This is a genomic window from Burkholderia sp. A2, from assembly GCF_001729305.1.
Lineage (GTDB): Bacteria > Pseudomonadota > Gammaproteobacteria > Burkholderiales > Burkholderiaceae > Burkholderia > Burkholderia sola.
In genome coordinates this window covers 1-13,217 of the sequence record NZ_LZXX01000105.1, presented here as the reverse complement: position 1 = coordinate 13,217, position 13,217 = coordinate 1, and the positions used below count along the sequence as shown (strand labels likewise).

Here is a 13,217-nt window from a genome sequence, read left to right as displayed (position 1 = left end):
GAGAAATCGGGAATCCAACGATTTTGTCACGTGACAACCGTCTGCTTCAGGCGACCGACACCATCACCGCCATGGATTCGTACCGGATTTCGGATGAGGTGTGCGCACGACGAAACGCCAAGTCTCTGCTAAAGATCTCGTTATGGAAACCAAAGGCGGTCGGGTTACTTCCATTTTTTCGTTAGTTCTTTGCAACCTTTCGTTAGTTCTTTGCAACCGTATCGGTGATTTTTTATCGCGTCGCTACGTTCGACCACCGCTCGGCCATTCGGCCTATTTGTCACGTAACAACCACAACAATCAATAAAAAATCCACGTCATGGAACGCCTTTCTGGACATTTCTTGAATAACTGCATATATTACGCAAAACTCCTTGGAGGAATTTAATGGCTTTCAAGATCGCCGTCAGTAATCAAAAAGGTGGGACTGGAAAGACAACCATCTCCGTCAACATCGCAGCTGCGTTCGAAGCCGGCGGCAACAAGGTCGCGCTGATCGATGCCGACCCTCAAGGCACTTCCGTCCGGTGGGTCACAAGCGGCGAGAACACACTCCCGATGACTGTCCTGTCGCTCGCGCCGGCCGGCCGCGGTATCGGCGGTGAGATCAAGAAGCAGGACGCGAACTACGACGTGATCGTCGTCGACTGCCCCGGCAACCTGGAAGATCCACGTATTGCCTCCGTCCTCGAAGTGGCGGACTTCTGCCTGGTGCCGCTTTCGCCGTCGCCCGCCGATTTGTACAGCACGGTTGCGATGATCCGCATGATCGAATCGATGCGTGCCGTTCGAAATCCTCAACTTTCTTCCGCATTAATGCTGAATAGCGTCAATGGAAAAACTAAAATGCGTGAAGAAATTTTAAAAATTTTACGGGCTGAAGAAATAGGGGAGCATCTGCTCGATAGCCAGATCGCGCAACGCGAGGTCTATCGTCAGACGTTCGCGCTCGGCACCACGATCCATCACCACAATCGATACCTGAAGGGGCTGAAGGAAGCCCGGGCGGAAATCGAAAAGCTGGTCACGGAAATGGCCCAATACATCGCGTCGACGCGCGCTACCGGAGCCGCCCATGGCTAAGGACACCTCGAAAGACAAGAAACCGACCGGCAACCTGCATCTGGCAGCCGGCCTGCTGCGCGGACTCGCGCAGGAAAACGCGGCGCTCGAAACACGGCTGCCCGAGCCGGCGGCCGCACCGGCTGCCGTCGTCGAAGCGGCGCCCGCCAGTGCGCCGGCCGCAACCGCGCCCGCCGGTACGCCCGATCTGGGCGCGCCGCAGAAAGTGCTGGTCAAGGACTGCATCCCGAACCCGTTCAATCCGCGCGTGTTCTACTCGGAGTCGAGCCTGCACGAACTCGCACTGACGCTGAAACGGGAAGGGCAGATCGAGCCGATCAAGGTCACGCGGCTCCCAGAATTTCCCGGCAAGCTCGTCGTGATCGACGGGCAACGCCGGCTGCGTGCAACGAGCATCAACGGTGACGAGACGATCAATGCGACGTTCCGCACCGATCACACGCCCGAGCAGCTCTATACGATCGCGTATCGGGCGAACCACGATCACGAACGCCAGACGATCTTCGACGATGCGGTCGCGTGGAAACGTCTCCTCGACGAGAAAGTCTTTGCCGACCAGAACACGCTGGCGGAGAAAATCGGCAAGGACAAGGCATCGATCAGCAAGACGCTGTCGCTGAACGCGCTGCCGAACACGTTGCTGGAGCGGATGGCGAGTGCGAACGACGTGGTCGGTCTGCAGGCCGCGTACTTCCTGAAGCTGATCTTCGAACGCCTGGGCGAGCCGACGGCCGACCGGCTGCTGACGGCCGTGATCGACCGGAAAAAATCCGTCCGCGATCTCGAGAATTTCCTGCGAGCACAAAGCGACGGCGCCAAGAAGGCCGGACGCACGCGCTATAGCGTCCGTCATGACTTCGCGCTCGAATCGCGCGCGATCGGCCAGTTGAAGACTTATCCGGACGGACGTCTGGATCTGCAGCTCAAGGGCGTCGACGCATCCCACCAGGAAGCGCTTGCCGACAAGCTCAAGACCGTCATCGACGCGTACGTCGCCGATCTGGCGGCGGCCACGCCAAAGTAACGCGCCACGGGCAAAAGGCCTCGCCTTCGCGCTGCGTCGCGAAGGCGGACTGCAACACCGTCCGCCGCACGACGGCGAGGCTGCGTTCAGTTGCCTGCGAGACTGCTTTTCAGCAGGAATTCCAGCAGGTCGTCCGAGGTTGGCTCGCCCCACGTATCAAGCGCCAGCCATCGGAAGAAGCTGGTCTGCGCGAGCTTGCTCGCCTTCTTCTTCGGTGACAGCGTCAGGTCCTTCGAACCCGCCACCGTCTCGTTGTAACGCTCGATCAGCTTGGTCTGGTCGTCGATCTCCAGTTCGCGGAAATACGCGCCGGCTTCCTCGACCTTCGCCGCCAGATATTTGTCGCGAATCTGTTCCTGCTTGCTCTGCGCGGATTCCTTCGCCGGCGCGGCCGCTTCGGTTCCCTGCCCGTCGGCCAGCGTGTAACCGTGCGTCAGCGCCTTGCGGAAGTACGCGGCAACGTTGTCGACCGGCGCCGCATTTTTCTTCGTCGTCCGATTGAGCGTATAGGCGATCGCCGCCTTGATACGCTGCACGCCGTATTGCGTGATCAGCCGGCGCGCCTCCGAACGCGGAATGCCGAACTTCGCCACCTCCTCGACCAACGCTTCGTTCTTGACGTCGCCGTCTTCGACCGTATCGGTGCTCTGCTTGCGCGTCACCTTGAACTGCACGGCTTCCACGCTGCGGCCGGACTTGTGTTCGATCAACTCGAGCGTGTGGTCCGATACTTCGTTCACCTCCTGAATGCATGGCACCAGGACCTTGCTCTTGAACAGCTTGTATTCCTTGTACGACTGCGATGCCTTGTCCTGGCCGAGAATGAGGTCGCGGAATTTCGGCAGCGGAATCTTCGCGGTGATGCCGATCCCTTCGTAGCGCACCGTGTTTTCCCACAGCGCGAGCGAGTGCGATCGCCGGAACTCGCGGGCGATCCGCATATCGATCAACGCATAGATTTCGGGATTGAGCAGTTCGCTGCGAATCTGGTCGGAGAAGCTGTACTTCAGCACCGATTGCTCGAGTTCCGCGCCGGCGAGCAGGCCCGACGCTTTCCAGACCGTCGAACGGTCGGCGGCCAGGTAGTCCCAGTTGACGACGGTACTGATCAACGAGTTGACCGTATCCTTCACGTACTTCGTATTGTTGCTGTTCAGCCCGCTCTCGTGCGACAGCGACGCGATCGAGATCGAGAAGCTCGTCCGGCCCGGTTCGAACGCCTCCTGTCGAAGCGCGTTCTTGATCAACGAGCTGAACATCTTGCGCTGCTGCAGACCGATCTTTCCCGACTTCGGTGCGATATGAATCGCCTGGACCGCCTTGCGCAGCAAGTCGGGCGGCTCGGGTGTCTGAAACAGCGAAACCTGTTTGTCTGAGCCTTTGCTTGCGGGCTTGCGCGGCATCGTGGTGTCCGGGTAAGGTTGCCTTATTGAGAGCGGACTTTATACCTTTTCGTGCGACGGAGCAACGCCCTTGCTCCAGCATCACTTTCACTATCTGAGCTAACTATCAGATATGTAATGGGAAATCCGTGTTTCGCGATTTTTTCAGAGCCCCATATCCGTCTACCTTTTGATCAAAATACTTCCCAAAAGCCGCTACCTTTCCTGGCTCGACAGCGCAACCCGGCACAAGATTTGCCACACGAAGGTACCCATCCATGGGGGCAAACGAGCGGAATCGAGATCGCCGGGAAGATTCGTGGTGCCCCGCAACACGGTCGCCTTTTTCTCCCATAACTGGCTACCTTTGTCATTTCCCATAGGAGGGTACCTGTCAGCGGGGTCGGCACAGCTGCTTTCCGGCTTGAAGGTGGAAATCGCTCCCATAAACGGCAACCATTCGTTTTCCCCATAGACGGTAACCTGTCCGTGGCCTCGGCCCTATCTATGGGAAGGCTTCATTGAGCCCTCGAGCGACGAGTAGCGAATCGACTAAGACAATCGCCCATAAACAGCTACCTTCGAGATCCCCCATAACCGGCTACCCAAAGAAAATCGCTGTGCCTACCTCCGATTACCCCACCCGGAAAAGCACCCCATAAAGAGCTACCTTCATGTGTTCCCATAGACGACTACCCAGCACGATTTACGGTCGATTTCCCATAACCGGATACGTTCGCCCCATATCCACAACCCGGATTCCCCACAACACGGTACCCCAACCCCCAAATCCACAGACCTGAAACCCCAAACCCTTCCACCTGTGCTCCCATAAATGGGTACCGAACACCCCTCAAACCCTCGCCAGACAAGGCTCTGAGCCGTCTAAAAGTAGTTAAAGAAGTAAACGTGGTTTACCAAAGATGTAAACACACGTGTGCTTGCACAGAAAGACGAACCCCATAAACCGCTACCAATGGGAGTCGTCTATGGGACATCCATCGCCAGGGGCCTCAATACAGACCGACTCGGCCCTCTTTGACACGCTGTTCCCGGAAAGCTCCAGGCCTGACAAGGCCTCCCAAAGAGGTAAGTACCCACTCACAAGCGCCGAAACGTAGAAACTTATGGGAGGAAATCCGCAGATTCGACGTAGAGGTTCCCGTTTATGGGACCCAAAAATATGTCCCGTGGCACCTTCCGCACCATCGACTGACGAGCGCAGCGGATCCCGTCGCTTTCCCCCGCAGCAGTTCGAAATCATCTTGGACTGCCCGCGAATGGTTTTTTGTGCTCGCGCTGCCTCGCCTAGGGACAAGTTTTTGTCGCTCGCCTGTGGTGCTACTCGTCAAATTTAGCCCGTGGACTGTGCCCGGAGGATCCGATCCCTGGTTGTTTTCCGTCCAGCGTCCCGTCCGTTTTTCTACCTTTCGAGCTCCACCCGGGAAGTCATTGCCGTGTCCGTCGACATCGTTTCGAATCAACGTGAGGGCGCCGGCGGTACCGAAGCTCACCGCAATCGAATTCCCCGATGCTCCCGAACATGCTCACCTGCCAAAAAACCGGAGTCCCGTAAAAGCTCACCGATAGGCGGTGGCACCGGTATAAGCAAGCCGTGTAGATCGCAGCCCTCATCCACATAAGGAACCATCGATGGGGAGCAAACAGAAAAGGATCGACCTCCCTGTGTGACGCCTGAGAGTCGGCGAGCACGATTGCACAGACGGACAACCTCACGGGCCACAGGCATATCCACCCGGCGAACGCTGCTCGCTCATGATGGGTGTCAGGCGCATCCGTGCAGCCCGTCGGGCCTGCTTCTTCACCGCTCGCGCAGCCCTCGCCTTTTTCGTCAGACGTGCGGGTCGACAACCCGCTTTGTCTCCATACACAGGCAACCTTCTGCATCACGGTGCGGCAGGCGGTATCGGATAGATCACCGCACGCCGCAACGATGCAACGTAACCGTCTGAACCGCCGACGAAACGAATCGTGGTCGTTTATGGGAGGAACCGTCGCTCAAGCCGCTTCGAACGATAACGTGACGGACGGATCGACTGCTGCTGCAGTGATCGGGCAAGCACAACGATCCTCACGTCGCGCATGAGCGTATCGATATCTCCACCAGTGAAACACCCGTCGGCGTCTCACGCCCGGTCGAGTCCTGCGGTTGCGGTCATCGAGCGCACCAACCGCGTTGTCTCCCATACGTGTATCCCCAATTCCGCCAGCACGTTGACGCCACAATTTTTGCGACACGGTTATGATGCTCAAGTCCTGACCGCGACATGACGACTGGTCAGGACAGGGGCGGTATCTCGATGGTTTTTCAAACCGTGATGGTCATCAAAAAAGAGAGTTCAGCGATGCGAATCCAGATCAGAAAACTCACGCTGGCTGCTACCGCAGCCGCTTTCCTGTTCGGCTCGGCCGTTCCGGCCTTTGCGCAGGAAACCGCAAGCGCGCCGGTTGCACAGGACGCCAAGGCCGCGAAGAGCGAAGCGCGCAAGGCGGCCAGGGCCAAACGCAAAGCCGAGCGCAAGGCTGCGCGTGCGAAGAACACCGCCGAGCTGAAGAAACTCGAAGACGCTGGGTACAAGCCCGCGGCCAATGATCCGAACTATCCGCAGAACCTGCAGAACGCGGAGAAGAAGGCCGGCGCTGCAAGCCAGTAAGCGTCGTCCGGCGGCAAGCCACGGTTCGATCCGCGGCTTGCCGCGTGTGTCGCGATTGCGCGATGCACGAAGGCAAACACGTTCCGCACATTTATTCAATTCGATTCGGAATCCTGCACGTCGTGAAGATGCACGACACACAGGCACGGGCGCTCAGCGCCGCCCGCCCGACGCAGTCGCGCTTCCCGTTGCCTTCAGCCAGTCCTTGAACGCGCGTACGGCGTCGTCGTCGGCCCGCGCTAACGCCACATACGTAAAGTAGCGCCACGGCGGCAGCGCCGGTTCGCTGAACGGCTGCACGAGCCGGCCTTCGGCGATGTCGTCGGCGACGAGCGCGATCGGCCCCATCGCGACGCCGAGCCCGTCGAGCGCGCCTTGCAGCGTCAGGTAGAAATGCTCGAGCGTGAGCGAGTGCCGCGGTACGAGATTCGGGTGCCCGGCCGCCGCGAGCCACTCCGGCCACATGCCCGGATAGGTCGCCGCGTGCAGCAGCGTGAAGCCGGCGAGATCGGCAGGCGTCTCGAGCGACCGGCCCTCCAGCAACTTCGGCGCGCACACCGGCAGCCGGACCTCGGAAAGGAATTCTTCCGCAACGTACCCGTCGATGGCCTGCGGGCCGCCGCGAACGATCAGGTCGACCTTGTCGCGCAGCTTGTCGATCGGCTCGTTCGACGTCGACAGCCGCACTTCGATGGCCGGATGCGCGACCTGGAACGACGACAGTTTCGGGACGAGCCAGCGCAGCGAGAACGTCGCGGGCGCGGCGACGCGCAGCACGCGCTGCTGCGCGTGGCCGAAATGCTGCGCGGTGGCAAGAGCGATCCGGTCGAACGAAGCACCGACCTCGGCGAGGTACGCGCGGCCGGCCGCGGTCAGTTCGACGCGCCGGTTGTGGCGTTCGAACAGCGGTCGCCCGAGCCACGCTTCCAGTTGTTGCACGTGCCGGCTGATCGCGCCGTGCGTGACGCACAGCTCGTCGGCGGCCAGCGTGAAACTGCCGAGCCGCGCGGCGGCTTCGAACGCGCGCAGCGAATTCAACGGAGGGAGTCGTCGGGCCATTGCATCGTTTCGCGTGATATTTACTCACGCGAGGTTTCAGGTTTAATCGTTTGATCGAGTGATCCGGCTCCGCCAATATGGCACACAAACGGCCGACCTGGCCGAGCGAATGTCTGAATTTCTCACATGGAGTACGGAGCATGCCGAACGTGGTGGTGGTGGGCGCCCAATGGGGCGATGAGGGCAAGGGGCGCGTCGTGGACTGGCTGGCGGCGCAGGCCGATCTCGTCGCACGCTACAACGGCGGCCACAACGCGGGCCACACGCTGGTCGTCGGCGGCAACACGTACAAGCTCGCGCTGCTGCCCAGCGGCATCGTGCGCGGCAAGCGCGGCGTGATCGGCAACGGCGTGGCGCTCGACCCGGAAGCGCTGCTCGCGGAAATCGGGCGGATGGCCGAACTCGGGCTGTCGGTGACGCCGGGCAACCTGTCGATCGCCGAGAACGCGACGCTGGTGCTGCCGATCCATCGTGCAATCGACCAGGCGCAGGAGCGTGTGCGCCGCGAACCCATCGGCACCACGCTGCGCGGGATCGGGCCGGCCTACGAGGACAAGGTCGGGCGTCGCGGGCTGCGTGTCGGCGATCTCGCGGAACCGGGCGGGCTCGCGGCCAAACTCGACGTGCTCGTCGACCATCACAACGCGTGGTTTCGCGGCCTGGGGCTCGACGAATACGATCGCGACGCGATGCTGGCGGTGCTGGTCGCGCTTGCACCGAAGATCCTGCCGTTCGTGCGTCCGGTCTGGGCCGATCTCAACGACGCGACCGATCGCGGCGAGCGCATCCTGTTCGAGGGCTCTCAGGCCGTGATGCTGGACATCGACTGGGGCACCTATCCGTTCGTGACGTCGTCGGGCACCGTGGCATCGGCCGCGGCGGCCGGCACCGGGCTTGGTGCGTCGAAGCTCGGCCACGTGCTGGGTGTGACGAAGGCGTATGCTACGCGGGTCGGCGGCGGACCGTTCCTCACCGAGCTGACTGGCGCGACTGGCGAAACGCTGCGTGCGCGCGGACAGGAATTCGGCGTCAACACCGGCCGGCCGCGACGCTGCGGATGGCTCGACGCCGCGCAACTGCGTCAGGCCGTCAGGATCTCGGGCATCGATTCGCTGGCGCTGACCAAGCTCGACGTGCTCGATGGTTTCGAGTCGATCGAGCTGTGCGTCGGTTACGAATTCGACGGCGCGCGCGTCGATCATTTGCCCGCGAGCCTCGATGCGCAATCGCGCGCGAAGCCGCTCTACGAACGGTTCGAAGGCTGGCAAGGTTCCGTGAAGGGCGTACGCGAACGTACGGCGCTGCCGCGGGCCGCGCAGGCGTTCATCTCGCGCATCGAGGCCGTGGCGGGCGCGCCGGTTTCGATGATCACGACCGGCGCGGAGCGTGACGACACGATCGTGTTGCGCAATCCGTTCGATGCTGCCGCGGCCGCGTAATGCGTGAGATGCGCTAGATGCGCAGGGCGTCGATCGAGAGCGGGATCATGGCCGGCGGGTAGTTTTTGCCGACCGCAGCGGTGGGCCTGCAGGTCCCTCCGATACGCATGCCCGCCCGGCCAGGATGCCGCGCGGCGAGCGGCTCCGCAGCACGATTCGGCCTCCGGATCACACCGCCAACGGTGAACTGGACACGCCTGCAACGCTGCTGTACTGTTCCGCACAATTCGCGCCAGACCGGCGTGTGCCCGCGCTGCCGGCACCCTGGCCGCACGGCGGCGCGACGTGACAATCCCCGGGGACAGGTCGATGGACACGTTACAGATGATGCGCATTTTTGTCCGGGTCGCGGAAGAGGGCAGCTTCACGAGCGCGGCCCAGCGCCTGGACATCACGACGGCCTACGCGTCGCGTTCGGTCGCGCAACTCGAAACGCATCTGCGCACGCGCCTGCTCAACCGCAGCACGCGCCGCATCGCGCTGACCGACGCCGGGCAGCGCTATCTCGATCGCTGCCAGCGTATCCTCGGCTATATCGACGAAGCGGAAGCCGAGGCGGCCGATGCACAGGTGAAGCCGTCCGGACGGCTGCACGTCCACGCGACGACGAGTTTCGGCCAGTCCTACGTGGTGCCCGCGGTCGTGCGCTACCGCGAACGCTATCCGTCGGTCGCGGTCGAGCTGACGCTGTCGCAGCACGTGCCCGACATCATCGACGAAGGCTACGACGTGTCGCTGCAGTTGAGCACGACGGAGCTGCCCGATTCCGGGCTGGTATCGCAGCGGCTCGGCGACGTGGGCAGCGTGTTGTGCGCGTCGCCTGCCTACCTGAAGGCACGCGGCACGCCGCGCACGGTGAGCGATCTCGCCGGGCATGCGTGCCTGCGGCTCGTCACGTCGCTCTTTCCGCGCGACCGCTGGCATCTCGACGGCCCGAACGGACGCGAAACGTTCGAACTGGCGGTGCCCGATTTCCAGGTGAATATCGCCGATGCGCTCGGGGCCGCGTTACGCGCGGGGCTCGGGATCGGCCCGCTGCCGATGTCGGCTGCGCTGCCCGCGCTCGCGAGCGGCGCGTTGGTGCGCGTGCTGCCCGATTACCGGTTGCAGAAGCTGACGGTCTATACGCTGTATGCGTCGCGTCAGTATCTCGATGCGAAGATCCGCACGTTCGTCGATTTCCTGCGGGAATGCGTGCCGGAGATGCTGTCCGCCGACGAGGCTGCGTTGAACGCTTGCTGCGTGTCCCGTCATGCCTGATTCATGCATGATCGGTACGTGAGTACCGCGCACTGTCTTTCGGTTCAATATAAATAATGTGGAGTCCTGCGTTAAAGAGCAGCGCATCGCGGATGTGTTCTATCAAGCCGGCATCCTGCCGAAACGCGTCGACGTCAGCCTGGCGGCGGCGCCTTCGCTCCCGTGAGCGAGTAGCCGGCCCGACGATCGGGTTCGCGGTGAGCAGCGAACCGCATGCGATACGCGTTCATGGTGCGACGCGCGACAGCGGCACCGCTTCGCCGCGCAGCCGCGCGACGTCGCGGCCCGGCGCGTCGCCGAACAGCCGTGCGTATTCGCGGCTGAACTGCGACGCGCTCACATAGCCGACACTGCGGCATGCCTGCCGCGCATCCATCGCCGACAGGCACATCAGGCGGCGGGCCTCCTGCAGCCGCAGCACCTTCTGGCATTGCAACGGACTCATCGACGTGACCGCACGGAAGTGATGGTGGAAGGTCGACGGGCTCATCTCCACCTGTCGCGCGAGCGCGTCGACCGCCATTGGATCGAGATAGTGATCGCGAATCCATGCGACGGCGCGCGAGATGCGCTGGGTCGTCGAATCGGCGTCGCCGATCTGCGCGACGCGCGCGCCCGACGGGCCGCGCAGCAGCCGGATGAGGATTTCGTCGACGATCAGCGGTGCGAGGAGGTCGAGGTCGTCCGGTTGTGCGATCAGTTGCATCAGCCGCGCGACGGCGTCGACGATTTCGGGCGTCGCGTCGAGCGTGTCGAGTGCGCGATAGTCGACGGCTTTCGGCAACCCGCGCGGAAAGACGACGGGCGTGAGCGCCGCGATGCGGCGTGGATCGAGTTCGAGTTGCACGTAAAGGAACGGCTCGGCCGGGTTCGCGCGCGTCACGCGTCCGGTCGCTGGCAGGTCGGCGGTGGCGACCTGCATCCGCGACTCGTCGATCGTGTAGGTATCGTCGCCGACCCGCATCGACTTCGCGCCCTGCCCGACGATGCTCAGGCACGCGTGGTGCACGCCGTGGTTCCACTGCGGTGGCGGCGCGGAGGCGCGCGCGACGCGCATGCCGCGCAACGGAAGGTCGAACATGCCGTCGTGCGGCGCGTACGCGGCGATCAGCGCCGCGAGCCGGGCCGCGGGCGATCGGGCTGGCGACCGAGCATCGTGATCCGGTGGGTGGCGCGGTTGCGGCGGCGTTCGGGCGTCGATTTCCATGTTACGTGAGCGGTTGGCGGAGTGGGCGGTGTGATGCGCGCGTTGCGATCCGCTGCCGGGGCGCAGGCACGGCGGTCACATCGTACGGCCAGTTGCGTGCGCGGGATTGCCTAAACCTGTCCGAAATTAGCCCGATCATCCGGACCTGCATGGTCGGCGGCCGCGTCGCCTGTCGTGGCGGGGTGTGCGGCGCACAAATTCGGAAATTAAGGCAAAACAATCGCAGGATCGGGCAAGCCATTTTCCGGCGGTTTCCCTACCATTGCACCTGCTGAAGGAAATGCGATTCAGCGCGCCCGGACGATACGGGCAACACCGTCCGCGTGATGCGCGGACACCGCCGGCCTTGCCCGCGTGTCGCCGCCGCGAATCGCCGGGAAAGAATCAGGACTGCGATTAAACGATCATGCATCGGGCTTGCCGAGGCCGGCTTGCGTCCGTTGCAAGCCGACGCATCCCCGTCGCGAACGTGTCGACCGACCCGGTGAGCCGGTGTCGGGGCCGCCGCATTGGCCGGGCCGATGCGGGCGGGCTATGGCGCGGCGTCGGGTGCAGATAGACGGGCAGTCGTCCGTGCAGGGAAATCCGGACAAATGGACCAACTTCAATCGATTCGGGCATTCGTGACGGTGGCAAGGGAAGGTGGGTTTCGCCGGGCGGCGACGCGGTTGCGCGTGTCGACGGCGATGGCGAGCCGGCTGGTCGATGCGCTCGAGACGCGCCTCGGCGCGCGCCTGCTTCAACGCAGCACGAGCCACCAGTCGCTGACGGAAATCGGCGAGCTGTATCTCGCGCGCGTCGAGCGGATTCTCGGTGCGATCGACGAGATCGACGGCCGTTTCGTCGCGATGGGCAGCAAGCCGGAAGGCGTATTGCGCGTGGCCGCGCCGGTGGCGTTCGGGCTCAGCCAGTTGAGCGCACTGCTCGATCGTTTCGTGCACCGGTTTCCGGACGTGCGGCCGACCGTGACGCTGACCGATGCCCACGTCGACCTGACTACCGAGGACATCGACGTCGCGTTCCTGACCGACGGCATGCCGGTGTCCGGCGCGCACGCATTGCATACGCTGGCCGCGTACGAATCCGTGCGCGTCGCGGCACCCGATTATGTTGCCGCGCACGGCGGCGCGGCTGCGTCCGGCGACTGGCCGGACATCGCGACCGTGCGGCTCGAGTTGCCGGCGGCCGACGACGACCACGCGGCCGGGATTCGATCCGGCGTCGCGCCCGGCAATACGGGCGTCGGCCATCTCGAGATGGCGCGACGGCTGGCCGTGGCCGGCATGGGCGCGGCGGTGTTGCCCGCGTATCTCGTCGACGCCGATCTGGCGGCCGGCACGCTCGTGCGCGTGGCGCCGCTCCACCCGCTCGCGCCCGTCACGCTGAAGCTCGCGCATGCGCGTGCCGCCCGTCTGCCGGCCGCCGCGCGCGCGTTCATCGAATTCGCCGGCGCCGCATTCCGGCCCGCGCGCTAGCAGTCTGGCAGAACGCACGGCAACGCGATCCCGCCGAGGCAGCGGGCTCGCCATTCTTGTTCGGAAGCAGTTCGGCGAACGAACGCTCCGCCGGGTGCAACGCACACCCGCAACACGTGTCCGCATCCGCGGCGGACAGGAAGCTGCAGGTCCGCCGCGCGTCAGGGCCATGAGGAGATCTGGTGATTCCCATTGAAGGTCGTCTAATTGTGAGAGGTCGCTCCATGCGCGTCGAACGGGTTCCATACCGCTTAATCACTGCCGCAACGGCTGCCGTTTTCCTGGCCGCGTGCGGGAAGAAAGAATCGGCGCCGCCGCCGCAAACGCCGGAAGTCGGCGTCGTCACCGTGCAGCCGCAAGCCGTGCCGGCGGTGACCGAACTGCCGGGCCGCACCAGCGCGTTCCTGGTCGCCCAAGTGCGCGCGCGGGTCGACGGCATCGTGCTGCGCCGTGAATTCACCGAAGGCACCGACGTCAAGGCCGGTCAGCGCCTCTACAAGATCGATCCGGCGCCGTACGTCGCGGCCCTGAACAGTGCGAAGGCGACGCTCGCGAGGGCGCAGGCGAACCTCGTCACGCAGAACGCACTGGTCGCGCGCTACAAGGTGCTGGT

General features: G+C 63.3%; 10 protein-coding genes. 7 read left to right on the top strand and 3 right to left on the bottom strand.

Annotated features, from left to right (window positions below; genetic code table 11):
* The first annotated feature begins 387 nt into the window (after positions 1–387).
* Together A9Z05_RS20565 and A9Z05_RS20560 are read left to right on the top strand one after the other, a co-directional pair.
* Positions 388–1,083, top strand: a complete 696-nt coding sequence (locus A9Z05_RS20565; RefSeq protein ID WP_069619693.1) for a ParA family protein — start codon at positions 388–390, stop codon at positions 1,081–1,083.
* Positions 1,076–2,107, top strand: coding sequence for a ParB/RepB/Spo0J family partition protein (locus A9Z05_RS20560; RefSeq protein ID WP_069619692.1), 1,032 nt, complete (start codon positions 1,076–1,078; stop codon positions 2,105–2,107). The genes A9Z05_RS20565 and A9Z05_RS20560 overlap by 8 nt, the downstream gene beginning before the upstream one ends.
* Before the next feature lie 86 nt (positions 2,108–2,193).
* Here A9Z05_RS20560 and A9Z05_RS20555 read toward each other — a convergent pair whose 3' ends face one another.
* The gene (locus A9Z05_RS20555) at positions 2,194–3,510 is read right to left on the bottom strand and encodes a replication initiation protein (RefSeq protein WP_069619691.1); all 1,317 of its coding nucleotides are present in this window, start codon (positions 3,508–3,510) and stop codon (positions 2,194–2,196) included.
* 2,345 nt (positions 3,511–5,855) lie between these two features.
* On the opposite strand from A9Z05_RS20555, the gene A9Z05_RS20550 reads away from it, so the two are divergent.
* Positions 5,856–6,164, top strand: coding sequence for a hypothetical protein (locus tag A9Z05_RS20550; protein ID WP_069619690.1), 309 nt, complete (start codon positions 5,856–5,858; stop codon positions 6,162–6,164).
* A gap of 153 nt (positions 6,165–6,317) precedes the next feature.
* Here the strand turns inward: A9Z05_RS20550 and gcvA are convergent, their stop codons facing one another.
* Complete coding sequence (gene gcvA, locus A9Z05_RS20545; protein WP_069619689.1) at positions 6,318–7,223, bottom strand: transcriptional regulator GcvA; 906 nt, start codon at positions 7,221–7,223, stop codon at positions 6,318–6,320.
* 140 nt (positions 7,224–7,363) lie between these two features.
* On the opposite strand from gcvA, the gene A9Z05_RS20540 reads away from it, so the two are divergent.
* Together A9Z05_RS20540 and A9Z05_RS20535 are read left to right on the top strand one after the other, a co-directional pair.
* Entirely contained in the window at positions 7,364–8,662 is a 1,299-nt protein-coding gene (locus tag A9Z05_RS20540) for an adenylosuccinate synthase (protein ID WP_069619688.1), read from the top strand.
* Between the two features lie 309 nt (positions 8,663–8,971).
* On the top strand, positions 8,972–9,922 hold the full coding sequence (locus A9Z05_RS20535; RefSeq protein WP_069619687.1) for a LysR family transcriptional regulator: 951 nt from the start codon (positions 8,972–8,974) through the stop codon (positions 9,920–9,922).
* Positions 9,923–10,148: 226 nt separating this feature from the next.
* Here A9Z05_RS20535 and A9Z05_RS20530 read toward each other — a convergent pair whose 3' ends face one another.
* A complete protein-coding gene (locus A9Z05_RS20530; RefSeq protein ID WP_069619686.1) occupies positions 10,149–11,129 on the bottom strand; it encodes an AraC family transcriptional regulator in 981 nt (326 codons plus the stop codon).
* A 593-nt stretch (positions 11,130–11,722) separates the two neighbouring features.
* On the opposite strand from A9Z05_RS20530, the gene A9Z05_RS20525 reads away from it, so the two are divergent.
* Together A9Z05_RS20525 and A9Z05_RS20520 are read left to right on the top strand one after the other, a co-directional pair.
* Positions 11,723–12,604 carry a LysR family transcriptional regulator gene (locus A9Z05_RS20525; RefSeq protein ID WP_069619685.1) on the top strand — a complete coding sequence of 294 codons (882 nt, stop codon included), beginning with the start codon at positions 11,723–11,725 and terminating at the stop codon, positions 12,602–12,604.
* 224 nt (positions 12,605–12,828) lie between these two features.
* Positions 12,829–13,217, top strand: a 389-nt coding sequence (locus tag A9Z05_RS20520) for a biotin/lipoyl-binding protein (RefSeq protein WP_141723468.1), incomplete at its 3' end; no start/stop codon positions are given.